Raw genomic sequence first — 22,350 nt, forward strand, 5'->3', positions numbered from 1 at the left:
TGAGGAGGATTACACCCTGTTAAGGTTAATAAACGCTTGAACAATGGCCGACCGGGCGTCGATTCCTCTTGTTCAGGACATGTTTTGGCTGGTCAGCGCCCGGTAGAAGGTCGGCGTCAAGCCGGCTGCGGCGCGGGCAAGATCGTTGAATGGGGGTTTCAGGCCGCCGCGAAAATTGGCGCGCACCAGAAGCCTGAATGTCGCCGCCGCATCCTTGCCCTCACGTGCACAAATGAAACGGAACCATTTGGCGCCGATGGCAACGTGCTTCTTCTCGTCCTCGTAGATTATTTCCAGAACAGCGGCGCTTTCGTGATCGCCGACTTCGCGCATCTTGGTCAGCAAGGAGGGAGTGACATCAAGCCCCCTGGCTTCGAGAATAAGCGGCACGACCGCCAGCCGGGCTGTCAAATCATTTCGGGTGTCGTGGGCCGCCTGCCATAGCCCGTCATGGGCAGGCAGGTCGCCATAGTCGGCGCCAAGAGCTTGAAGCCGTCCGCGTACCAGATTGAAATGCTTGGCTTCTTCAAAAGCGACCTGCATCCATCCGTCGAAAAAGCTCTGCGGCATCGGGGCCGAGGCAAAGCGGGCGACAATATCGAGCGCCAGATCGACCGCATTGAGTTCGATGTGGGCGATCGCGTGCAGCAGCGCGATCCGTCCATGCGGCGTATGCAACGAGCGCCGCGCCACCTGGGTCGGAGGCACAAGATCCGGTTTGGCCGGTCGACCGGGCCGGATTGGCGCCAGCTTGTCTATTGGCGATCGCAAGGACAGCCGCCGTTCGTGCCATCGATTGGCGACATCCTGTGCGAGCGTGGTTTTGAGGTCCAGATCTTCGGCCATGATTGCCCGTGCCGCGCCATCGCGAAGCGAAAGTATGGGCTGGCTGCCGGTCACCAAATGCGAAATCCCAATGCCGGGGCGAGGGGGCCGATCAAACTGCCTTCACCGCTTCGAGCACGGCTTGTGCATGGCCTGGTACTTTGACCTTGCGCCAGATCTTTTCAATCTTGCCGTCGCGGTCAATGATGAATGTCGAGCGCTCGACGCCCATATATTTGCGGCCGTACATGCTCTTTTCCTTCCAGACGCCATAGGCTTCGAGCACCGACTTGTCTTCATCCGAGGCCAGAATGACGCCGAGTTGATGCTTGGCGACAAATTTGTCATGGGCTTTCACCGGGTCGGGAGACATGCCGACAACAACGGCGCCGGCGGCGGCAAATTCTTCAGCAAGGGCGGTGAAGTCAATGGCTTCGACGGTGCAGCCACTGGTGTCGTCCTTCGGGTAGAAATAGACAACGACAATCTTGCCCGCCAAACCGGCCAGTGACACGTTTCCGCCGCCATCGCGTGGCAGATCGAATTCAGGCGCTGTCATGCCTTCGGCAAGTTCGCTCATCTTGGAACCCTTTCATCGTTTTCGTTGGCTGTTTTTCAGGTGAACCTGTCTCAAGGGCATATATAAGCGCAAGAGCAACAGCCAGCAGAATCATCCCAATCAAAGAGATCACACCTTCACGCCCATGCCGGAACAACCGATAGACAAGGTTCAATTCAAAAAGCGCGACATTGTTTCGCTGCATGAGCTTCCGTCAGCCAACGCCGATGATTCCATTCTGGTGCGTGGCCATCACCCTCGCCGATGGGGTTGGGGATATGCGGCGATGGGTTGGGTGCTAGGCACCATTCTGGTGCTTGCGCTGATCGTGGGTGGATTGTTGGGGGCGCTCGAAGCCGGGCTTGCCGATGGTCTCATCAGAGACAGGGCGAGGGCTGCGCTGGCCCAGGCGGTCGGGCCGGAAAACCGGGCTGAGCTGACTTCCGCTGCCGTTCGCCTGACGCAGAGCGGGAAACTTGCACTTGTCGCCCGGGATGTGGTGATTGAACGCCGTGACGGTATGGCGGAAGTCAATCGTGTCGACCGGGTTGTCATAGCCCTTGATCCGCTGGCGCTTTTGACAGGCAAGATAACCGTCGCTTCCGTCGACATAACCGGTGTCGGGCTGTCCGCGCCTGAAGGCAAAGGCTTTAATCTTACCGATCTCGCCGGGTTTCGGGTCGATGGCACCGATGCGATGATTGAGCAAGTGTTCTCGATCTTGAACCGCGTCGCAGCCCAAGTCGACGCGGTGGAAGCCGGCTCTTTCCGGTTTTCCGACATCCGGATTTCCGGTGCCGGAGGACAGGTGGTGATTGAAAAGGCGGTGGTGAGCCGGATTGACGGGCGAAACTACGAGATTGAGGCCGCGATCACTCGGGAGAATCAGACCTTCACCGTTTCCGGGAAAGCAAGCGCCTCCCCCGATAAAACGCAGCTTTCCCGTATCACGGGCAGGATTGATGGGCTGGCCATCGATTTTCTGACCGAAGCCGCAAGCAACCGTCAAAATGGGGTGGCAACGCCGCTCGGAATCAGCTTCACGGCGGCCCGCGCGCTGCCGGGCAAGCAGGCGGCGCTTACCGTCAGGTTGAAGGCGTCTGACGGTACCATCACCATGGGCGGCGGAGAGGCGAGCTTGCAGGAAGCACGCGTCAATCTGGCTTACATGCCTGCGGCAAAGAAAATCGAGATCACGCCTTCCGTTATCCGGATCGGTGAAACGATTTTGCCCTTTACTGGTGGCTTGATTGATGCCGACAGGACCGACAAGATTCAAGGCAAGGGAATAGCGTTCGATTTCGTCATCAACAAAGGGCTCGCAGACCCGGGGGACTCCGACGAAGCTCCAATGGCGTTTGATGGCAAGGCGCTGGGGTGGTTTGACGCGGCAAACAGGCTTCTCGTGGCTGAGCAACTGACGGTGGCTACGCCTCAAGGCGACATGCTTGGGTCGGCCTCGTGGCGGTTTGTCGAGGGCATTTCGCCGGAAATCAACATGGTAGCGCAGGTGCCGCGTATGTCGACGGCCGCGGTCAAGCAGTTCTGGCCTTATTGGATGGGCAAAATGGCGCGCCAATGGGTGCTCAACAACCTCTATGGCGGCACTGTCAGCAATGGCCGGATTCAGCTTTCGGCACCGGCTGGTCACTACAAGCCCTTTGAAGATGTCGGGTTTGATGAAGATCAGCTGCAGATCGATTTCGACATCGCGCGGGCGCGGATGAATGTTGCAGGCGACATTCCGCCACTGCGCGACACGGCCGGACATATGCAGCTGCGCGGTTCAAAAGTCAGCTTCAACATAGAATCGGCGACGGCGTTTTTCCCCACCGGACGGACCGTTGATGTGGCCAATGCGGTGTTTTCAATTTCTGCGACGAATGAACAGCCATTGATGGCGGAATTGTCCATGTCGGTCAGCGGCAAAGCGGATGCGGTTGCCGAATTGATCACCTACCACCCGATCAACGTGCTTGATCAGATCGGGTTGAAACCTGAAGAACTCAGCGGCTCCATCTCGTCGACGGTGACTGCGCGCTTCGGGCTTGTTCCGGACCAGTCGCCTCCGCCGCCCGACTGGACCGCTGATCTGGAGATGGATGGCGTCGACATTGCCAAGCCTATCGAAGGCAGAATGCTGACGGAGTTGAACGGCCGGCTTTATGTGACGCCGGGCCGGGCGAACCTGACAGCTGACGCACTGGTGGACGGGGCGAAAATGACCCTCGATATCGTGCAGCCGGTGGGTGATTCCGTCATAGAGGCAGAGCGGAAACTGTCTGGAACGCTCACCCCCGAGGCGCGCGAACATCTGGCGCCCGGGACTGGCACATTGATATCCGGACCGGTCGGGTTTGTCATGGAAAACCAGGCCAATGGCAGTCAGAGCGTCTCGCTGGACCTCAAAACCGCAAAACTCACGGTTCCGGGGATCGGCTGGACGAAGGGAAAAGGCGTCGCCGCAACGTTGCAGTTCTCGATGCACACAGACGGCGACATCATCCGTCTTTCTGATCTGAAACTGTCGGGCAAGGGCTTTGGGGCATCCGGTGCGGTGTCACTTGATCAGGGACAAGTCGTGAGCGCGACATTTGATCATGTGGAACTTTCGTCGCGTGACAATTACCGCGTTGATATCACTGGCAAGGGCAATGGATACCAGATCAAGGTTAGCGGCAAGGCCATCGATGTTCGTCCGCTGATAGCACTGGTAAAATCCGTCGAGGCGGGCAGCCCGGTGGATCAATCTAACACCGCGCAAGTTGATCTGTCCGGCAGCGTCGACACTGTCCACGGATATTCCGATGAAGCATTCTCCAATGCAAGCTTCCGCTACAAGGGGCAGGGCAAGCGCATCGACCTGTTGGACTTCAAGGCGGTTACCAAAAGCGGACAGGCGTTGGTGATGGCGGTCATGCGCGACAAGGCCGGCGAATCGGTTGAGGTTACCAGCGGTGACGCCGGTGCGTTTGCCAGATTTGCCGGTGTTTACGCCCGCATCCGGGGTGGCCTTCTCAACGTCAGGCTCAAACGCGAAAGTGGCCCGCTGCGGCGCGGCGTTATCGACATCAGGAATTTTGAGGTGGTGGGCGAACCGCGATTGCAGTCGCTGGTGTCCACGCCGAGCAAGAAGGACGGCAAAAGCCTCAGTGATGCCGTCAAGGCCGATATCGACGTGTCGAAAGCTAGTTTTGAGGTTGCCAATGCCCGGGTCGTTTCAGGCAACGGAGAACTCAGTATCAGTGAAGGTGTCGTCCGTGGTCCGCAAATTGGCGCGTCGTTCCAGGGATTGGTCTACAACGCCAAGAGCGAAATCGATCTGACCGGCACCTTCATGCCGGCCTATGGGGTCAATCGCCTGTTTGGCGAGTTGCCGCTGATCGGCTTGCTGCTGGGCAATGGCCGGGACCGCGGTTTGATCGGCATTACCTTCAGGCTTGCTGGAAATACCGACTCTCCGCTGTTGCAGGTCAATCCGCTCTCGGTGATCGCGCCGGGGGTGTTCCGCTCGATCTTCGAGTTCAGGCCGTGATACAGAAAACCGCCGGAACAAGCTGTTCCGGCGGCGCTGTATATCGTCAATCGGTTCGGCTGCTGCCTATTGCGGACGAACGAGGACGTGTTTTTTCTTGCCCAGCGACAGCTTGATAACGCCGTCATCATTGAGATAGCCGGAATTGACCAAAGTCTTGTCGTCGCTGATAGCCACATCGTTGAGCTTGATCGCGCCGCCCTGCACGTGACGGCGGGCTTCGCCATTGGATCCGGCCAGACCAGCCTGAACGAACAGCGCCAGCAGACCGATGCCTGCGTCGAGATCGGCGGCCGCAACGGTGATGGATGGCAGATCAGTTGCGGTCTGGCCTTCCTCGAAAGTCTTGCGTGCAGTTTCGGAGGCCTGCTCGGCTGCGGCACGGCCATGCAGCATGGCGGTGATTTCGGTTGCCAGAACCTTCTTGGCTTCGTTGATCTCGGCACCACCCAATGCTTCAAGCTTGGCAATCTCGTCAAGCGGCATGGTGGTGTAGAGCTTTAGGAAGCGGCCGACATCGGCGTCTTCGCTGTTGCGCCAGTACTGCCAGAACTCGTAGGCGCCGAGCATGTCGGCGTTGAGCCAGATCGCGCCATTGGCGGACTTGCCCATCTTGGCACCCGATGAGGTGGTCAGCAGTGGTGACGTCAGCGCGTAGAGCTGCGGGCAATCCATCCGGTGACCAAGATCAATGCCATTGATGATGTTGCCCCACTGGTCGGACCCGCCCATCTGCAAGCGGCAGCCATAGCGCTTGTTGAGCTCGACGAAGTCGTAGGCCTGGAGGATCATGTAGTTGAATTCCAGGAACGACAGCGATTGCTCGCGGTCGAGCCGGGTCTTGACGGAATCAAACGCCAGCATCCGGTTGACTGAAAAATGCCGGCCGACATCGCGCAGGAATTCAACGTAATTGAGGCCCATCAGCCAGTCGGCATTGTTGGCCATCACCGCGTCCTGCGGGCCGTCGCCGAAGGTGAGGTAGTTGGAGAATACGCTCTTGATGCCGGCGATGTTTTCGTCGATCAGCTCGGGCGTCATCAGCTTGCGGGCTTCATCCTTGAACGAAGGGTCACCGATCATGCCGGTGCCGCCGCCCATCAGTGCGATCGGACGGTGGCCTGTCTTCTGCATCCAGTGCAGCATCATGATCTGAATCAGACCGCCGGCATGCAGGCTCGAGGCTGTGGGATCGAACCCGATATAGGCAGTGACGGTCTCGTTCCGGAACAAATCATCAAGGCCCGACTCGTCGGAGGCCTGGTGAATGAACCCGCGCTCGGAAAGGGTGCGCAGGAAATCGGACTTGAAGGCTGACATATCACTGTCCTTGCGGTTATCTCGGCTGTTCCGGAAACAAACGGGCGTCGACCGGTGTGTCGCGCCCGGGCGGGCCTTTAGCATTAGCGGCAGGCGCATTCAACTGAAGCCGCTTCTCCGCTGCTGACGAATACTATCGCGGCATGTAGGTTCTGACGCGAAACGAGGCTGATTCTCCCAGATCGGCCGGCTGATGCAACAAGGACGACGGGCGATGGCGACTGGCGGCGAACTCAAGCGGGCAATCGGGCTGATGAGCGGCACGTCAATGGACGGTATCGACCTGGCGATGCTCGAGACCGATGGCGACGGCAGTGTGCGGCGCGGCGCGTCTTCGTTCACGCCCTATGACGCCAAGTTTCGCAAACGGCTTGAGGCATCACTTGAGACCGCCAAGGCTATCGAGCACCGCAGCGACCGGCCGGGTGATCTGACTGAGCTGGAGGCTGACCTGACGGACCGGCATGCGGCTGCGGTTGAAGCCTTTCTGGCGCGGGAAGGCCTTGCTGCCACGGATGTAGATATCATCGGCTTTCATGGCCAGACAGTGCTGCACCGGCCGCTGAAGGCGCTGACGGTTCAACTTGGGGACGGCCAGCGCCTGGCGACACGGCTTGGCATTGATGTCGTTCATGATTTGCGCGCTCATGATATGACGCTGGGCGGGCAGGGCGCGCCACTGGTTCCGGCCTATCATCGCGCGCTGGCGGCAGGGTTGGCGAGTGAATGGGCGAACCAGACGCCGGTGGCTTTCGTCAATATCGGCGGCATATCCAACATTACCTATGTCGATCCCGAAGCGGAGTTGCTGGCCTTCGACAGCGGCCCCGGCAATACGCTGATTGACCAATGGGTGGCGCGCCATGCCGGCATTCCCTACGATTCCGGCGGTGCCATCGCATCGGAAGGCCGTGTGCTCTCGAAACTGGCCAATCGCTATCTGTCGCAGCCGTTCTTCACCGCCAAGGAACGCATTTCGCTCGATCGCAATGATTTTCAGGTGCCTAATGATGATGAAGCCGGGCTGGAAGATGGCGCGCGGACGCTTGCTTTCGTGACGGCTGCAGCAATTGCCAAGGCGCAAGCGCATTTTCCGGTCAAACCAAAACTGTGGATCCTGACCGGTGGCGGCCGGCACAACCGGATGATCGTCGAAGACCTGACGGTGGCAACCCGGCACACCGGGCGCGTGATTGTGGCGGAAGAGGCGGGGCTCAACGGTGATTCGATGGAAGCCGAGGCTTGGGCATGGCTGGCGGTAAGGTCGCTCAGGGGCTTGCCGCTGACCTATCCCGGCACCACAGGGGTCAAGGAACCCGCAACCGGCGGTGTTCTGGCCCGGGGGCGTTGATCTATGTCGCGTTCAAGTGTTTTCAGGTTCGTGGGCAAACAGCGACCATGCGGAAATGAACATGGCTGCGATCAGGGGGCCGACGATGAAACCGTTGATTCCGAACAGGGCCATGCCGCCGATTGTCGATATCAGCACCATGTAATCGGGCAATTTTGATTCCTTGCCGACCAGTGGAGGGCGCAACAGATTGTCGATCAGACCGATGATCAGCGTTCCGACAAGAATCAGGATCACACCTTTCAGCCAGGCGCCGCTGAATATCAGAACCAGGGCAGCCGGCCCCCAGATGAGAGCAGCGCCAACTGCAGGCAACATGGAAAAGAAGGTCATGACCACCCCCCACAGCAATGCCGCCTCGATCCCCAGCGCCCAGAATGTCACGCCACCGATTGTCCCCTGAATAACCGCGATAATGATGTTGCCTCTCACTGTCGCGTTGATGACTGATGTGAACTTCTCCAGAAACTGGCTGGAGTATTCATCGCTTAGCGGCATCGCTCTCTTGATTTTTGCAACCAAGCACTCTCCATCGCGGAACAGGAAGAAAAGCAAATACAGCATTATGCCGGAACCGATGAAAAAATTCAGCGTGGTCTCGCCGGCATTGACCAAGTGACCAGCCATCGACTGACTGGTCTGCAGGATTCCCTCGGAAAACTTGCCCTTCAAATCGGGAAAATTCCCCAGCTCGATGGGTGTCCATCGTTCGATGAAGCTCGGTAGAGCGCTTGTGAACTGCTCCACGCGACCACGCAGATTGAACTCCTCGCTGCTGACTTGCTGGTAGAGGCTCGTGCCTTCCTGCGCGATGGAAGCAAGGATGATCACCACAGGGACAATCACCAGACAGACGCACATGAGAACGTTCAGGAGAGCCGCAGCGCCCGGTCGGCCATTGAGACGACGAACAAGGTACTTCTGAACCGGATGGAAGATGATCGCCAGGATGATCGCCCACAAAATGGCGGTGTAAAACGGAAGAAGAAGCACGCAGAAAGCGACCGTTGTCAGCGCCAGCATCAAATAGAATCCGACGCGCTGAACTGATATATTGTGCGGTTCCATAGCGGGTCTTTCACAACGTGTAGCTGTTAATCAGGAGCAGGTTTCCTCCCTGTTGAACGGTTTTGTAGCCGAGCCAACAGGAATGTCCAAGCGACATCCTGTGCCCGCTCCAGCGGCCTGGGCCGCAACCGTCGTGCAGGCAATGGCAGGCAAACCTGTTCTTCGGTCAAATTTATTTGCGACGAAATGCGTTAGATCAATCCCGCGATGATGCGCCGGGCTATAATTCGATCTTGTGATGAGATTTAGGAATAGATCATGAAGCAGCCCAGCCTGAGGGAAGAAATTGCGGGTCTGAGGGCGGAAGTCGAGCAGCTGCGTCGCAGTTCCCCTCCGCCCGAGCCAAATCCCGACCCGGTGAATTCAGAACCTGATGACCAGATCGACGACGTCCCGAAACTGCTCGGCGAGCTTGGTGATCTGGTCCAGACCATGATTGACGAGGCCGAAGAGAGCTTCACCGAGCATCCAGTTGCCTCGGTTTCCGCCGCGCTTGCGCTCGGCATCGTCATCGGCCGTCTAACAGCAAAGTAGTGTGAAACCATGTCAGTCCATACAATCGTCCGGGTCTTGCGCCTTTATCTTCGTTCCGAATTGCTGGTCGGTGAAATCCGTCTGAAGGTGCAGGTGCGAAAACTCTCGCTCTTGTTCTTCGCGACGCTGATTGCTCTGATGGCGCTGGTTTTCCTCAATATCGCTGCCTACCAATGGTTGCTCGCCGGTTGGGGCGCGATCATGGCACCCTTAATCCTCGCCATTGCTAATATAGTTCTGGCAATCGCCCTCGTGCTCATTGCGGCCTTCACCAGACCCGGCCCGGATCTCGCCGCAGCCAGGGAACTGCGCGATCTGACATCGGCGACACTGGAAAGTGAGTTGAAGTCCAACCCGGCAACAGCAGCACTTGGCGGCATGGCGGGCATCAACGGGCTTAATGGGTGGGACAGTGCCAGATTTCTGGTGCCGATCATCTCCTCGATCATCCGCAGTCTGCGCCGGCGAAAGACGGGGTCGTGACACCTGTGCCGTTTCACAGACCTGCGCTGAGCTTTCCGGAGCCAGACTGCACAGCCTGATTCGTCACGACAACCGGCACGTAAGCAGCGCCGGTCCCAACTCCCAAGCAATCAATCACCCCTGAAACAAGGAATAATTCCATGCCTGATATCAACAAGATGACCGAAGAGCTGAAGCAAAACTATGACGAGATCAAGCTCAAGGTGCACCTGGGCTCGAAAGAGGCTCAAGACGAATGGACTGAACTCCAGGATCGCTGGAATCACTTCGAAAGCCAGGCCAACCTGAAAAAGAGCAAGGAAGATCTGGGCGATGCCTTCGAGATCCTCGGGTCGGAACTCAAGGACGCGTTCACCCGCATCCGCAAGGCACTCTGATAGAGCCAGCGCCAGGAGTGGTGCCTGTCGTCAAGGAAGGGCACCGCTGCAAACCCTGAGCTAAGCCCGATGAGCCGGGTCTCAAAACCAATGCGCGTCTTGGTGACGCGTATTCTGGTTCTACGTCCGTCATTGGATCAACCCGACACATCGAATTTCGTTGGTCAGGGTAGGGGGTGGACGAGGAAGCCCGCAAAACCGCAGTTTCTTCCACTGAAGTTCTCGCAGGTCCAAATGTCGTGGGAGCTCAAATGAATCGCGCCACGTCGATCGCATGGTCGAATTTAGCTACTGAATAATTTGAGAAAAATGGTGGGCGATGAGAGACTCGAATACTCAAAACTCTCAACTCTACTCGATCTATCCCATTGTTAAATAATGTAAAATAAAAAGTTATAATAAGCTAAATTGTGACATTGTGACGGCCGTATTTTTGTGACTTTTTATTTTCTGTATTGGCACGGCGATCGTCCCTTCTGACTGGTCACATGCGGTGATGTTACAGCAACCTCAAATCAAGTCAGCACCCTCTTTTGTGGTCGAGCCTTTGAACCTTGTCAATCAGTGGCAATTACCCTGAAGGTCGACGACGGAGTGGAAAATACCGCGTTTCAGGCGCCGCTTCGACAGCCTGGGGAAGAAGCCCTCTACCGCGTTGAGCCATGAGCATGAGGTCGGGGTGAAGTGGAAGGTGAAGCGCTCGTGGCGGCCGACCAAGGCCCTCACCTTAGGATGCTTGTGGGCGGCATAGTTGTCGAGGATGACGTGGACGGCTTTGTCGGCTGGCACCTGAGCGTTGATTGCATTTAGGAAGCGGATGAACTCCTGATGACGATGGCGCTGCATGTTGCGGCCGATGACGGTGCCGTCGAGCACGTTGAGGGCGGCAAACAGCGTGGTTGTGTCGTGCCGCTTGTAGTCGTGGGTCATGGTGCCCAGCCGGCCTTTCTTCATCGGCAGGCCGGGTTGGGTGCGGTCGAGCGCCTGGATCTGGCTCTTCTCATCGACCGACAGCACGATGGCGTGGGCTGGCGGATCGACATAGAGGCGGACGACGTCTAGCAGCTTGTCGACGAATTTCGGGTCGTTGGACGATTTGAACTGTCGCCACCGGTGAGGTGCGAGGCCATGCGCTTTCCAGATGCGCCTGACTGCACTGGCGCTGATGCCCGCGGCCTTCGCCGTCATATCGGCCGTCCAGTGCGTCGTCTCGCCTGGCGGATCGCCAAGCGTCAGCGCCACCACACGCTCGGCGACTTCGGGTTCGAGCCGCGCGATGCGCGATGCGCGACGGTCGCGTCTTGTCGCGCAAGAGGCCCTCGAGGCCCTCGACGCCCTCCATGGAGCAGCGCTCCTGCCGGCGCCACACGCAGGTCTTCGATTTGCCGGTCTGGCGCATTACCTCATCAGTCCCGACGCCATTGGCAAAGCCGCCTGATTGAATCTTTCGTTTTTCACCAGAACCGCCCATGCAATCCGGGCCATCTTGTTGGCCATCGCCACTGTGGCCACATTGCTGTTGCTCCTCTGCTTCAATCGGTCCACCCACAGCGCCAGCGGTGTTGTCCGGTCTTTGATGAGATGCAGAACCGTTCGCGCTCCATGGATAAAAAGCTTGCGAAGATAGGTGTTGCCACGTTTTGAGATACCAACCAGCTTCGCCTTGCCGCCTGTACTGATCTGACGCGGTACCAGGCCGAGCCACGCAGACAGGTCACGGCCTTTGGCAAAGGCCTGACCGTCGCCGATTGCTGCAACCAAAGCGCTGGCGGTCATCGGTCCGACACCGGGTATCTCTGTCAGCCTCTTCATCGCCGGATCAGACTGCGTCAATTCCTTGATCTCGGCATCAAAGGCGCCAATACGAACGTTCAATTTATCAAGTTCGTCTGTCATGTCCGATATCAGCGTACGCATTCGCGGGCTGATATCGATGTCGGGGTCGTCGAGCAAAGTGCGAACAGACCGCTGGAAACTGTGCCGGCCCTGCGCAATGCGAATGCCGCGTTCCATCAAGAAACCGCGCGCCTGATTGATCAAGGCGGTGCGCGCATGGATCAGTCGCTCCCGCATCCGGTGCAAAGCCTGCAGGTCCAGTTGTTCTGCCGACTTCACTGTCACAAAGCTCATCGTGGGTCGACTTGCCGTTTCGGCAATGGCCTCCGCATCCCGGTCATCTGTCTTGTGCACCTTCACATATGGCCGCACATAAAGCGGTGACATCAACCGCGGCTGATGACCAACCTCAAGGCAAAATCTGCCTACGTGGTGCGCGCCGCCGCATGCTTCCATTGCGACTATGCACGGCGGTATGGAAGCAAGGACTTCATGGAGCCGGTGGCGCTGCACCCGCTTGCGGTAGATTACCGCTCCACGTTCATCCAGCCCCGCAAGGCTGCAGCTGTTTTTGCCCAAATCAATGCCCAAAATCGAGATGTCCATGTCGTCCTCCTCATCAATCAAACACCGCACAATATCAGCGGCACGGGTCGAGGGGCAGTTCATCCCATTAGGTCAAGCAAAAAGTACCCATTTCGCTACTTCTAAAAGAAAATCGAACCGCCTCTCTGGACGAGTAGCGCCAGCTTTTTGCGGCATAAAATTCGATATAATTGGCAAGCAGAGAATAAATTACGTTAGTTTGCTAGTGCCCTACCATCAACTTTAAATTTGAATATGATATTTCTTTTTTGAAACACTTGTGTAGTGTCTGTGCATAATTACGCGAGCGGCAGGGGAGAAGCTTGTATTGTTTTTACGCGCTGTGATGTTTACACTCTCATTATGTTTGTCGTTGACAGCCTGTCAGGCGAGTGAGAATAGTATGGACTCAAAAAATGACTCAGAAACTTTGGCGGAAGTAATAGGAACGACGTCCGGACGTGGTGTCGTCTGTTTGACGCTGAGACTTCAGGATGGCGAGCTCATTACATTGCAAGGCAATACCACCTCGCTACGTGAACCGGGCGTGCGCGTGAGGCTAAGCGGTTCGTGGCAGGAAATTTCAAACTGCCAGCAGGGGCGCACCTTGTTCGTTGAAAGTGTTTCGAGAATTTAATATTATTGACGATACATGAAAAGGTTGGGACACGATGATGGTAAATGATCCGCTATATGGCGTTCAGTGGCATTTCTCGCTCCTCGGTAACATTGAGGCGATTTGGGAAGACTATAACGGGGCTGGAGTGAATGTTGGCGAATATGACGATGGGGTTGACTACAACCACGCCGATCTAGCCGGCAATTATGACGCAAGCCTTCATGTGGTTGATGACAACGGCAACGTCGTTGATCCTTTTCCTGCTCAGTCCGGTGACGCCCACGGCACGGCCTGTGCAGGCATCATTGGTGCCGTTGGTAATAATGGTGAAGGTGGAACCGGCGTCGCTTTCGGCACAACAATCACAGGCGTTAACATCTTTGATCCCAATAGCTATGGATTTGTAAATGGGAACTTTGACGAGTTCCTTGATGTTGTGAGCCAGGGCGACTCATTCGACATCATGTCAAATAGCTGGGGTTCAATGCCAGTCTTCAGTCAAAGTAGTAACCTCGCAAACCCATTGAGCGGCGATGCGCGTCTGCAAGCCGAATATGCTCAATTAGCAGCCAACGCGCGCGATGGTCTTGGAACCGTCATCGTTCAAGCTGCTGGTAATGATACGCTCGATTCAAACGGTGATGGAACAAATGCCAGCCGGTTTACGGCTACCATTGCCGCAGCGGACGAAAGTGGTAACGCGCAAGACTACACGAACTTTGGCCAAAGTATATTGGTTTCAGCACCGGCCGCTTCGGTAACGACCGACATAACAGGGTCTCCGGGCTATAATGACGGCGGCGGGGTTGATATTTTTGGCCGCCCAGATTTTGCTGACAGCGACTACACCGCAAATTTCGGGGGTACGTCTGCAGCCACACCGGTGGTTTCCGGTGTTGTCGCGTTGATGCTGGAGGCCAATGACCAACTCGGCTGGCGCGATGTGCAGAATATCCTTGCGGGGTCAGCCGTTGTGGCACCGAGTGCATATGACGCGCCTGGATCAGGTGTATTTGACCAAGGCTCTTGGTTTGAAAACGGCGCTGAAAACTGGAACGGCGGCGGCATGCACTTCAATGTGAGTTACGGCTATGGACTTGTTGACGCTTTCCAGGCCGTCCGAATGGCGGAAGTGTGGAGCTTGTTTGATGACGCCCAAACCAGTGCCAATGAGGAAATGGTAACCTCGTCCACTTACAACGCGCCCGGCGGCAACGCCGCGATACCTGAAGATGGCACCTCATTGACTTTCACAATGGATGTCTCATCGGATATCTCGGTCGAGCATGTCGGATTCTATCTTGAGTTTGATCATAGTTATCTTGGCGACTTGCAAATCACCATGACGTCGGCTGAAGGTACAGAAATCACGGTTTACGCCAGCAATTTCGCAACCGCAACTACCTTTGACGGCACATGGTACTTCGGTATCGATTCCCTGTTGGGCGAAAACGCTTTTGGCACTTGGACAGTGTCAATTGCAGATAACTTCTCCAGCGATAGTGGTTCCGTGCAGAGTGCCTATTTAGAGGTTTACGGGCAGACGATCGACACCGACGACGTATATCACTACACCCAAGAAGTCGCTGACTTGGTTATCGACGATGCGGGCCGAGCTGTTCTGGCAGACACAAATGGCGGTAATGACTGGATAAACGCGGCTGCGATCGGTGACGTGAACCTCGCCATTGATCTTTTGTCGAATGGCAATGGTTTCGGGCGGGACGAAAACGGTTTCACTTTTATTTCGATAGCAAGTGGCACCGTGATCGAAAATGTCGTCACCAGTGATGGCGATGACGACATCATGGGCAACGGCGCCAGCAACGAAATCCACGGCATGCGGGGCGATGACGAGATTTATGGTCTGGGTGGTCAGGATGATATTTTTGGTGGCGCCGGTAACGACCGCGTGTTTGACGGGCTCGGCGATGATACTGTGGAGCTTGGTTCGGGCAACGACTATGTGCGCGTTGGCGGCGGCCGTGACAGCTTCGACGGCGGGGCCGGCGTGGATTTCATTTCCTACTATGACTCCGCCAATGGCGTAACAGTTAATCTGCGCTTGGACACTGCTTCCGGATCATTGGCCAACCATGACACGGTTGTGAACTTCGAGGATGTTAGCGGCTCGCGCACCGGTAACGACGTCATCTATGGCACAACGGTTACCGATGATGAGGGTGGCGACAATTTCATTCGCACCTACGGGGGCAATGACCGCGTGTTTGACTACAGCGGTGATGACACGGTCGAGCTTGGCTCCGGCGATGACCATGTGCGCGTTGGCGGTGGCGAAGACAGCTTTGATGGTGGAACGGGTGTCGATTTCATTTCGTACTACGATTCATCCAACGGCGTAACGGTCAACTTGCGAACCGACACGGTTTCGGGTTCGTGGGCCGAGAATGACACGGTTGTGAACTTCGAGGATGTTAGCGGCTCGCGCACCGGTAACGACGTCATCTATGGCACAACGGTTACCGATGATGAGGGTGGCGACAATTTCATTCGCACCTACGGGGGCAATGACCGCGTGTTTGACTACAGCGGTGATGACACGGTCGAGCTTGGCTCCGGCGATGACCATGTGCGCGTTGGCGGTGGCGAAGACAGCTTTGATGGTGGAACGGGTGTCGATTTCATTTCGTACTACGATTCATCCAACGGCGTAACGGTCAACTTGCGAACCGACACGGTTTCGGGTTCGTGGGCCGAGAATGACACGGTTGTGAACTTCGAGGATGTTAGCGGCTCGCGCACCGGTAACGACGTCATCTATGGCACAACGGTTACCGATGATGAGGGTGGCGACAATTTCATTCGCACCTACGGGGGCAATGACCGCGTGTTTGACTACAGCGGTGATGACACGGTCGAGCTTGGCTCCGGCGATGACCATGTGCGCGTTGGCGGTGGCGAAGACAGCTTTGATGGTGGAACGGGTGTCGATTTCATTTCGTACTACGATTCATCCAACGGCGTAACGGTCAACTTGCGAACCGACACGGTTTCGGGTTCGTGGGCCGAGAATGACACGGTTGTGAACTTCGAGGATGTTAGCGGCTCGCGCACCGGTAACGACGTCATCTATGGCACAACGGTTACCGATGATGAGGGTGGCGACAATTTCATTCGCACCTACGGGGGCAATGACCGCGTGTTTGACTACAGCGGTGATGACACGGTCGAGCTTGGCTCCGGCGATGACCATGTGCGCGTTGGCGGTGGCGAAGACAGCTTTGATGGTGGAACGGGTGTCGATTTCATTTCGTACTACGATTCATCCAACGGCGTAACGGTCAACTTGCGAACCGACACGGTTTCGGGTTCGTGGGCCGAGAATGACACGGTCGTGAACTTCGAGGATGTTAGCGGCTCGCGCACCGGTAACGACGTCATCTATGGCACAACTGTCACAGATGACGAGGGTGGCGACAATTTCATTCGCACCTACGGGGGCAATGACCGCGTGTTTGACTACAGCGGTGATGACACGGTCGAGCTTGGCTCCGGCAATGACTATGTGCGCGTCGGCGGTGGCCGTGACAGTTTTGATGGTGGGGACGGTGTAGACTTTATCTCCTATTTCAGCTCGTCAGACGGTGTAAGGTTGGACCTTGCAGCCAACAGCGCTGCTTTGTCCTGGGCTCGAGATGATACCGTTATGAACTTCGAGGGTGCGTCCGGCTCAAGCAGGAGCAACGATGATCTGCGCGGCGATGAGTCGGAAAACGTGTTCCGCGGCAATGGTGGCGATGACCGCCTTCTGGGCCGTGATGGCAATGACCGGCTCTATGGCGGTGATGATGACGACCGCCTATTCGGAGGTTCGGGCTCAGATGAGCTGCACGGCGATGATGGCAATGACTTCCTTCACGGCGGCGGCGGCACAGGCGTTGACGATCTCTATGGCGGGTTGGGCAGTGACCAATTCCATTTTGACCGCGGCGACGGCGATGCAGTGGTGCATGATTTTGAGAACAACATCGATGTGTTTGAGTTCGACAATTTCCTAGGTGCAGCCACGGCATCCAATCAAGCCTTTTTCGACGCCTATGCAAGCCAGCAAGGTAGTGACGTGGTATTCGACTTCGGCGCAGACGGTACGCTCACTATTGCCGACACCACGCTCGGCCTGGTGCGCAGTGATTTTGATTTGGTGTAGGTGGCGGCGGCATCTGGATGAAGCTCCTGGTGATTTGCAGGGAGAAGATGATGACGAGGAGCCTGAACGCCGAGCTTCGTGGGAGTGTGATTGCAGCGATTGAAGATGGTGTTTCGACACGGGAGGCGTCGCGGCGCTTCCGGATCGGGATTTCGACGGCCGGGAGCTGGTATCGCCGCTACCGCGAGACCGGTGAGGTGGAGGCACGCAAGCAGGGTCAGCCCTCGCGTTCGAAACTCGACCCGCAGGTCGACTATATTGTCGGCCTCATTGAAGCGACGCCGGACATCACGCTTGCCGAGATCGGTGAACGACTTGTTGCGGAACGCGGTATGCGGGCGGCTCCATCGACGGTCTGGTTGCTTCTCGACCGCCGCGGCATCACGTTCAAAAAAGACGGCGCATGCCGCCGAACAGCAGCGTCCTGATGTCCTGCGCCGCCGCATAGCCTGGTTTGACGGCCAACTCGACCTCGACCCCGAGAAGTTGATCTTCATTGATGAGGTAATCCCCCCGCAAAATAACAGGCTTCAAAAGTAGAATTTTCTCGGCAATATGATCGAGGAGATTTCGATGAAGACGAGCAGATTTAGCGAACTACAAATTCTTGCAATCTTGCGCCAGGCGGAGGGCGGTGTGCCTATGTCCGAGCTATGCCGGGAACATGGGATGAGCTCGGCCTCATTTTACAAATGGCGGGCCAAGTATGGCGGCATGGATGCGTCTATGATCAGCCAAATGAAGGCTCTGGAAGACGAGAACCGCCGGCTGAAGAAAATGTATGCCGAGATGAGCATGCAGGCCGAGCTTCTGAAGGAGGCCCTTGGAAAAAAATGACGCGGCCATCTCAACGCCGGGAGATGGCCGGGAAGGCAGTGGCGTTGCGAGGGGTGAGCATTGCGCTTGCCTGCCGCAACTTCGATGTCAGCGGGACCTGCTATCGTTACAGGGCCAAGCTGAACGACGAGAACGAGCAGATCGCCGATCTCCTGATCGGGTTAACGAGGGCGAAAAAGACCTGGGGTTTTGGCCTCTGTTTCCTTTATCTGCGCAATGTCCAGGGCCATCGTTGGAACCACAAGCGTGTCTATCGCATCTACCGCGAACTGGAACTGAACCTGCGGATCAAGCCGCGCAAGCGTTTGAAGCGGGACAAGCCGGATGCACTGGCCGTCCCGGATCAGCCAAACTTGGTCTGGTCCATCATTGCCCGGCAGACAAGCGAAGCGCCGTCGAGAGGGGACTTCATGGCGGACCGTCTGGAGGATGGAAGGCAGTTCCGGCTGCTGAATGTCCTGGACGACTTCAACCGCGAAGGACTCGGCATCGAAGTGGATTTCTCGCTTCCCGCCGAGCGCGTCATCCGCAGTCTGAACCAGATCATCGAATGGCGCGGCAAACCATTCGCAATCCGTGTAGATAATGGGCCTGAATACGTCAGCGGCAAGCTGATGGAATGGGCTGAGAACCAGGGTATTGCCTTGAACCATATCCAGCCAGGAAAGCCGCAGCAGAATGCATATGTCGAGCGCTACAACCGCACAGTCCGGCATGAATGGCTTGACCAATACATCATCGAAAGCATCGAGGAGGCACAGGAGTTCGCCACGCAATGGCTATGGACCTATAACAATGAACGGCCCAATATGGGCATCGGCGGCATCACACCCGCACAGAAACTGAAAATAGCTGGACACCCGCATTAACCCGCTCTTTTTGCCCTGTTTTGGGTCAGCATTGCGCAAAGGCATGACTTTCTGCCCCACCGTTGCTCCGGCAGGGTCGCTTCATCCTTTCCTAGACGGATTCATAGCGCGATTTTAGCCCGTCGTTCGTGGAAGATCAGCCGATCAAAGTTGTAGGCGAGGTTTGCAAGCGTCAGTTTCGCCTCTGCCCGTGCGAGACCGATTGTGCGTATGAACAATCCAAAACGGTTCTTTTGGTGTGCGAACACATGCTCCACAACTGCACGGATTGATGACTTCTTCGCATTGGCGCGCGCGGTCGGTTTTGGCATCGGTTTGCCTGCTGGCTTTCGACGGTGGATTTGACTGGTGAGCATTTGGTCGGCCAGCCATTTCTCGTTCTTCTTTGACCGATAGGCCGAATCTGCCCAGACATTCGAGCCCGTGTTATCGGTGCTGACGACATGTTTGAGTTGCCGGCCATCCGCCTCAGTTGCTGACGTCACCGTACTCTCACGGATGAAGCCAAACTGCCTGTCGATTGAGATATGCGACTTGTAGCCAAATACCGGGATGGCGATCATCGGTAGCGGTGTTCCGTCTGGGCGGTAGCGAACCTTGCCACCTATTTTCAAGGTCCAGCGGGCGTCAACATCCTTCTGCGCCGCCTTGTTGGGCTCATCCTTCCAGATTTCCCCGGCCGACTTGCCAGCCTTGATCTCTGCCTTTTCATCCTCGGTGTTGCGCTGTTTGGGGGCTGGAACCAGCGTGGCATCAACAATTTGGCCGGACATTGGAATGTAGCCCTTCTTCTGCAGTTGCCAGTCGAAGGCTTTCATCACTCGTTTGAGCGTGCCGGTCTCGGTCAATTTGTTCCGGAAGAGGCGAATGGTGTTCTCGTCTGGTGTGGGGGCACCCAAATCGAAATCAAGAAACCGCATCTAGGAAAGTCGATCACGAATCATGAACTCCGTCCGGGCATCAGACAGATTGTGCTGAGCCTGCAGGATCAGAGCCTTGAACATCGACACGGGATCAAACGGGGGACGCCCACCCTTGGATCCATCGCTATAGCCAAGCCCTTCAACCAACCAGTCCCTGAAATATTCAAAATCCACTGTCGCATCCAGGACTTCAAGTGGGTCGCCATGCTCGCTCAGCTTCTCAAGATGTTCCGAAAGCCCAAAAAGTGACTGCTGTTTCATAAAATCACCCTCCCAGTTTCTGCCTGGCCAGAGTGAATCATAAAATGCGGAACAAGGGGAGGTTAATGCGGGTGTCCAGCTGCGTGAATTCTACCGCTGAGCCCCGTTAAAAACGGGGGGATTACCATCCAAATAGGATTCTCGATCTGTTTTGTGTTGAGGTGTCTCAGTTCCGGAAGATTCATTGTTTCGGGAGTAGGGGGCATGGCGGCGATTTTTGAAGTGGTCACCACCGAGTTGGATTTCCAGTTCTGCCCTTCCGTCAAGGTAAGGTCGTAGTGATTTGGGTACGACCACCCGGGCCGAATATCGACCGTTCCGTTCTTTCCAATGACGTAGTTTGCCTGCCATGCCGAAACCCGATTTTGTGACGCTATTTGTGACGTCACAATGGGGTAAATGCCCTGCAAGTCAACGACATTCAATCATTTCAAGGGGATGGTATGGTGGGCGATGAGAGACTCGAACTCCCGACATCCTCGGTGTAAACGAGGCGCTCTACCAACTGAGCTAATCGCCCCCAGTTCGGTGACGCGTCTTTAGGGGGTTCGCGACACTTCCGCAAGAAAAAAAACACATATCGTGAATATCAAAAACCGATCTGCCATGGCCATATAGGCGTTCACCGTCTCTCGGCGAGGCCAGGTTTTTGTGCAAGTTTGAACTTTGTCGAATTTCCTTTGCAACGACGCTTGACACCTCAGTGCGAACGCCGTAATTCACCGCTCACGGAACGGCGGTCACCCACTGTTTCGTCTGAAAAATGCGCGGGTGTAGCTCAGTTGGTTAGAGTGCCGGCCTGTCACGCCGGAGGTCGCGGGTTCGAGTCCCGTCACTCGCGCCATTTTTCAAATTTTTGTCCGTTTTGTAAACGGACCATTTCAAAGTCTTCCAAATAGACCAGACATTTGGCGCTCCGGCGCCGGATTGTCTCGTCTTGACGGTTCCTGCTCTCGTTCAAACAGTCTATACCAAATTTGCTTTCCTTTTTTGGGGTGAGTCTGGTCTGTGGCGATTCCTTTTGCAGGAGTCGGGATTTGGACTGCAGTTGTAAAAGTTTGCTGGAATTGCCGGTCTGGCAGACCTATGCAGCGTGAAAGCTAGTACTATGGCAGCAATTGCCCTGCATGCTCTTGCGCAGGGTGACAGGCTGCGCTAACCACGCCGCGTTGCAACATGATCAGCCGCGCGGGCGAGGGGCCTGCTCCACACCTTGGGTCAAGGCCGGAGCTTCGACTGTCGCGGATACAGGAACGGACGTCATGACGGAACTTCTGGGCGCTTATGTGCCAATTGCCATTTTCATCGGACTTGCGCTGGTCATCGGACTGGCACTGCTGATCGCGCCTTTCGCGATCGCCTACAAGAATCCTGATCCGGAAAAACTCTCGGCCTATGAATGCGGATTCAACGCATTTGATGATGCGCGCATGAAATTCGATGTGCGATTCTATCTGGTGTCGATCCTGTTCATCATCTTTGACCTCGAAGTCGCATTCCTGTTTCCCTGGGCGGTGTCGTTCGGCGATATCGGCTGGATGGGATTTTGGTCGATGATGGCGTTTCTCGGCGTGCTGACGATCGGCTTTGTCTATGAATGGAAAAAGGGAGCCCTCGAATGGGAGTGAGCAACGCACCAGTGGTGGCGCCTGCGCCCAAGGGCATCATTGATCCTTCGACCGGCAAGCCGGTGGGCAGCAACGATCCGTTTTTCGGCGAGATCAACAATGAACTGGCCGATAAGGGCTTTCTGGTCACCTCGACCGATGAGTTGATCAACTGGTCGCGCACCGGCTCGCTGATGTGGATGACCTTTGGTCTGGCCTGTTGCGCCGTCGAGATGATGCAGATGTCGATGCCGCGCTATGACGCCGAGCGTTTTGGGTTCGCACCGCGCGCCTCACCGCGTCAGTCGGACGTGATGATCGTCGCCGGCACGCTGACCAACAAGATGGCGCCGGCGCTGCGCAAGGTCTATGACCAGATGCCGGAGCCGCGCTACGTGATCTCGATGGGATCATGCGCCAATGGCGGCGGCTACTATCACTATTCCTACTCGGTGGTGCGCGGTTGCGACCGCGTGGTGCCGGTGGACATCTATGTTCCCGGTTGCCCGCCCACAGCCGAAGCCTTGCTGTACGGGGTAATGCTTCTGCAAAAGAAGATGCGCCGCACCGGCACGATCGAGCGCTAGGAGACC

15 protein-coding genes, 2 tRNA genes and 3 pseudogenes are annotated in these 22,350 nt (G+C 56.4%); 12 read left to right on the plus strand and 8 right to left on the minus strand.

The genetic code is table 11. From position 1 onward, the window contains the following. Positions 1-72: 72 nt before the first annotated feature. Together IMCC20628_RS08035 and bcp are read right to left on the minus strand one after the other, a co-directional pair. A complete protein-coding gene (locus IMCC20628_RS08035) occupies positions 73-846 on the minus strand; it encodes a ferritin-like domain-containing protein (RefSeq protein WP_047032374.1) in 774 nt (257 codons plus the stop codon). Positions 847-937: 91 nt separating this feature from the next. Beyond that, positions 938-1,405: a thioredoxin-dependent thiol peroxidase gene (gene bcp / locus IMCC20628_RS08040; RefSeq protein ID WP_047029796.1), complete on the minus strand. Its 468-nt coding sequence runs from the start codon at positions 1,403-1,405 to the stop codon at positions 938-940. Between the two features lie 265 nt (positions 1,406-1,670). Between bcp and IMCC20628_RS08045 the strand changes: the two genes are divergently transcribed. Next, on the plus strand, positions 1,671-4,919 hold the full coding sequence (locus tag IMCC20628_RS08045; protein WP_197078415.1) for a DUF3971 domain-containing protein: 3,249 nt from the start codon (positions 1,671-1,673) through the stop codon (positions 4,917-4,919). A gap of 66 nt (positions 4,920-4,985) precedes the next feature. On the opposite strand, the gene tyrS is transcribed toward IMCC20628_RS08045, so the two are convergent. Next, the gene (gene tyrS, locus IMCC20628_RS08050) at positions 4,986-6,239 is read right to left on the minus strand and encodes a tyrosine--tRNA ligase (RefSeq protein ID WP_047029798.1); all 1,254 of its coding nucleotides are present in this window, start codon (positions 6,237-6,239) and stop codon (positions 4,986-4,988) included. 214 nt (positions 6,240-6,453) lie between these two features. Here tyrS and IMCC20628_RS08055 point away from each other — a divergent pair, with 214 nt between their 5' ends. Beyond that, positions 6,454-7,590, plus strand: coding sequence for an anhydro-N-acetylmuramic acid kinase (locus IMCC20628_RS08055; RefSeq protein ID WP_047029799.1), 1,137 nt, complete (start codon positions 6,454-6,456; stop codon positions 7,588-7,590). Between the two features lie 12 nt (positions 7,591-7,602). Here the strand turns inward: IMCC20628_RS08055 and IMCC20628_RS08060 are convergent, their stop codons facing one another. Continuing rightward, the gene (locus IMCC20628_RS08060; protein WP_047032375.1) at positions 7,603-8,643 is read right to left on the minus strand and encodes an AI-2E family transporter; all 1,041 of its coding nucleotides are present in this window, start codon (positions 8,641-8,643) and stop codon (positions 7,603-7,605) included. 273 nt (positions 8,644-8,916) lie between these two features. Here IMCC20628_RS08060 and IMCC20628_RS08065 point away from each other — a divergent pair, with 273 nt between their 5' ends. From IMCC20628_RS08065 to IMCC20628_RS08075, 3 genes are all read left to right on the plus strand, one after another. Continuing rightward, on the plus strand, positions 8,917-9,192 hold the full coding sequence (locus IMCC20628_RS08065; RefSeq protein ID WP_047029800.1) for a hypothetical protein: 276 nt from the start codon (positions 8,917-8,919) through the stop codon (positions 9,190-9,192). A gap of 9 nt (positions 9,193-9,201) precedes the next feature. Continuing rightward, positions 9,202-9,675, plus strand: coding sequence for a hypothetical protein (locus IMCC20628_RS08070; protein WP_047029801.1), 474 nt, complete (start codon positions 9,202-9,204; stop codon positions 9,673-9,675). Positions 9,676-9,815: 140 nt separating this feature from the next. Beyond that, positions 9,816-10,052, plus strand: a complete 237-nt coding sequence (locus IMCC20628_RS08075) for a hypothetical protein (protein ID WP_047029802.1) — start codon at positions 9,816-9,818, stop codon at positions 10,050-10,052. Positions 10,053-10,628: 576 nt separating this feature from the next. Here the strand turns inward: IMCC20628_RS08075 and IMCC20628_RS08080 are convergent. Both IMCC20628_RS08080 and IMCC20628_RS08085 read right to left on the minus strand, forming a co-directional pair. Then, a pseudogene (locus IMCC20628_RS08080) lies at positions 10,629-11,478 on the minus strand (IS630 family transposase); the annotation flags it as partial. After that, the gene (locus tag IMCC20628_RS08085) at positions 11,451-12,494 is read right to left on the minus strand and encodes an IS110 family transposase (RefSeq protein ID WP_047029803.1); all 1,044 of its coding nucleotides are present in this window, start codon (positions 12,492-12,494) and stop codon (positions 11,451-11,453) included. The pseudogene IMCC20628_RS08080 and the gene IMCC20628_RS08085, both read right to left, overlap by 28 nt. Before the next feature lie 650 nt (positions 12,495-13,144). Here IMCC20628_RS08085 and IMCC20628_RS24210 point away from each other — a divergent pair. From IMCC20628_RS24210 to IMCC20628_RS08105, 4 genes and pseudogenes are all read left to right on the plus strand, one after another. Further along, entirely contained in the window at positions 13,145-17,260 is a 4,116-nt protein-coding gene (locus tag IMCC20628_RS24210) for a S8 family serine peptidase (protein WP_052766350.1), read from the plus strand. Positions 17,261-17,310: 50 nt separating this feature from the next. Further along, positions 17,311-17,688 (plus strand): helix-turn-helix domain-containing protein, encoded by a 378-nt coding sequence (locus IMCC20628_RS08095; protein ID WP_047029804.1) that lies wholly within the window; start codon positions 17,311-17,313, stop codon positions 17,686-17,688. Further along, positions 17,642-17,764, plus strand: a pseudogene (locus tag IMCC20628_RS25585) (IS630 family transposase); the annotation flags it as partial. The gene IMCC20628_RS08095 and the pseudogene IMCC20628_RS25585, both read left to right, overlap by 47 nt. Positions 17,765-17,833: 69 nt before the next feature. Then, a protein-coding gene (locus IMCC20628_RS08105) for an IS3 family transposase (RefSeq protein WP_156174440.1) occupies positions 17,834-18,966 on the plus strand; the annotation gives its coding sequence in 2 pieces (ribosomal slippage) (positions 17,834-18,089 and positions 18,089-18,966; 1,134 coding nt in all). Positions 18,967-19,067: 101 nt separating this feature from the next. On the opposite strand, the pseudogene IMCC20628_RS08110 reads toward IMCC20628_RS08105, so the two are convergent. Then, a pseudogene (locus tag IMCC20628_RS08110) lies at positions 19,068-20,150 on the minus strand (IS5 family transposase). A 444-nt stretch (positions 20,151-20,594) separates the two neighbouring features. Next, positions 20,595-20,670, minus strand: a tRNA-Val gene (locus IMCC20628_RS08115). A 247-nt stretch (positions 20,671-20,917) separates the two neighbouring features. Here IMCC20628_RS08115 and IMCC20628_RS08120 point away from each other — a divergent pair. The 3 genes from IMCC20628_RS08120 (at position 20,918) to IMCC20628_RS08130 (ending at position 22,344) form a co-directional block, all read left to right on the plus strand. Further along, a tRNA-Asp gene (locus IMCC20628_RS08120) sits at positions 20,918-20,994 on the plus strand. 418 nt (positions 20,995-21,412) lie between these two features. Further along, entirely contained in the window at positions 21,413-21,778 is a 366-nt protein-coding gene (locus IMCC20628_RS08125) for an NADH-quinone oxidoreductase subunit A (RefSeq protein WP_035520933.1), read from the plus strand. After that, positions 21,769-22,344: an NADH-quinone oxidoreductase subunit B gene (locus IMCC20628_RS08130; protein ID WP_047029807.1), complete on the plus strand. Its 576-nt coding sequence runs from the start codon at positions 21,769-21,771 to the stop codon at positions 22,342-22,344. Before IMCC20628_RS08125 ends, IMCC20628_RS08130 begins: the two co-directional genes overlap by 10 nt. Positions 22,345-22,350: the final 6 nt, after the last annotated feature.

This window comes from Hoeflea sp. IMCC20628 (assembly GCF_001011155.1).
Classification (GTDB): domain Bacteria; phylum Pseudomonadota; class Alphaproteobacteria; order Rhizobiales; family Rhizobiaceae; genus Hoeflea.

Coding starts and splice junctions, on each gene's coding strand:
- bcp (WP_047029796.1), bottom strand. CDS start 1,405: ATGAGCGAACTTGCCGAAGGCATGACAGCGCCTGAATTCGATCTGCCA.
- IMCC20628_RS08130 (WP_047029807.1), top strand. CDS start 21,769: ATGGGAGTGAGCAACGCACCAGTGGTGGCGCCTGCGCCCAAGGGCATC.
- IMCC20628_RS08055 (WP_047029799.1), top strand. CDS start 6,454: ATGGCGACTGGCGGCGAACTCAAGCGGGCAATCGGGCTGATGAGCGGC.
- IMCC20628_RS08035 (WP_047032374.1), bottom strand. CDS start 846: ATGGCCGAAGATCTGGACCTCAAAACCACGCTCGCACAGGATGTCGCC.
- IMCC20628_RS08095 (WP_047029804.1), top strand. CDS start 17,311: ATGACGAGGAGCCTGAACGCCGAGCTTCGTGGGAGTGTGATTGCAGCG.
- IMCC20628_RS08045 (WP_197078415.1), top strand. CDS start 1,671: ATGGGTTGGGTGCTAGGCACCATTCTGGTGCTTGCGCTGATCGTGGGT.
- IMCC20628_RS08125 (WP_035520933.1), top strand. CDS start 21,413: ATGACGGAACTTCTGGGCGCTTATGTGCCAATTGCCATTTTCATCGGA.
- IMCC20628_RS08075 (WP_047029802.1), top strand. CDS start 9,816: ATGCCTGATATCAACAAGATGACCGAAGAGCTGAAGCAAAACTATGAC.
- IMCC20628_RS24210 (WP_052766350.1), top strand. CDS start 13,145: ATGATGGTAAATGATCCGCTATATGGCGTTCAGTGGCATTTCTCGCTC.
- tyrS (WP_047029798.1), bottom strand. CDS start 6,239: ATGTCAGCCTTCAAGTCCGATTTCCTGCGCACCCTTTCCGAGCGCGGG.
- IMCC20628_RS08065 (WP_047029800.1), top strand. CDS start 8,917: ATGAAGCAGCCCAGCCTGAGGGAAGAAATTGCGGGTCTGAGGGCGGAA.
- IMCC20628_RS08070 (WP_047029801.1), top strand. CDS start 9,202: ATGTCAGTCCATACAATCGTCCGGGTCTTGCGCCTTTATCTTCGTTCC.
- IMCC20628_RS08085 (WP_047029803.1), bottom strand. CDS start 12,494: ATGGACATCTCGATTTTGGGCATTGATTTGGGCAAAAACAGCTGCAGC.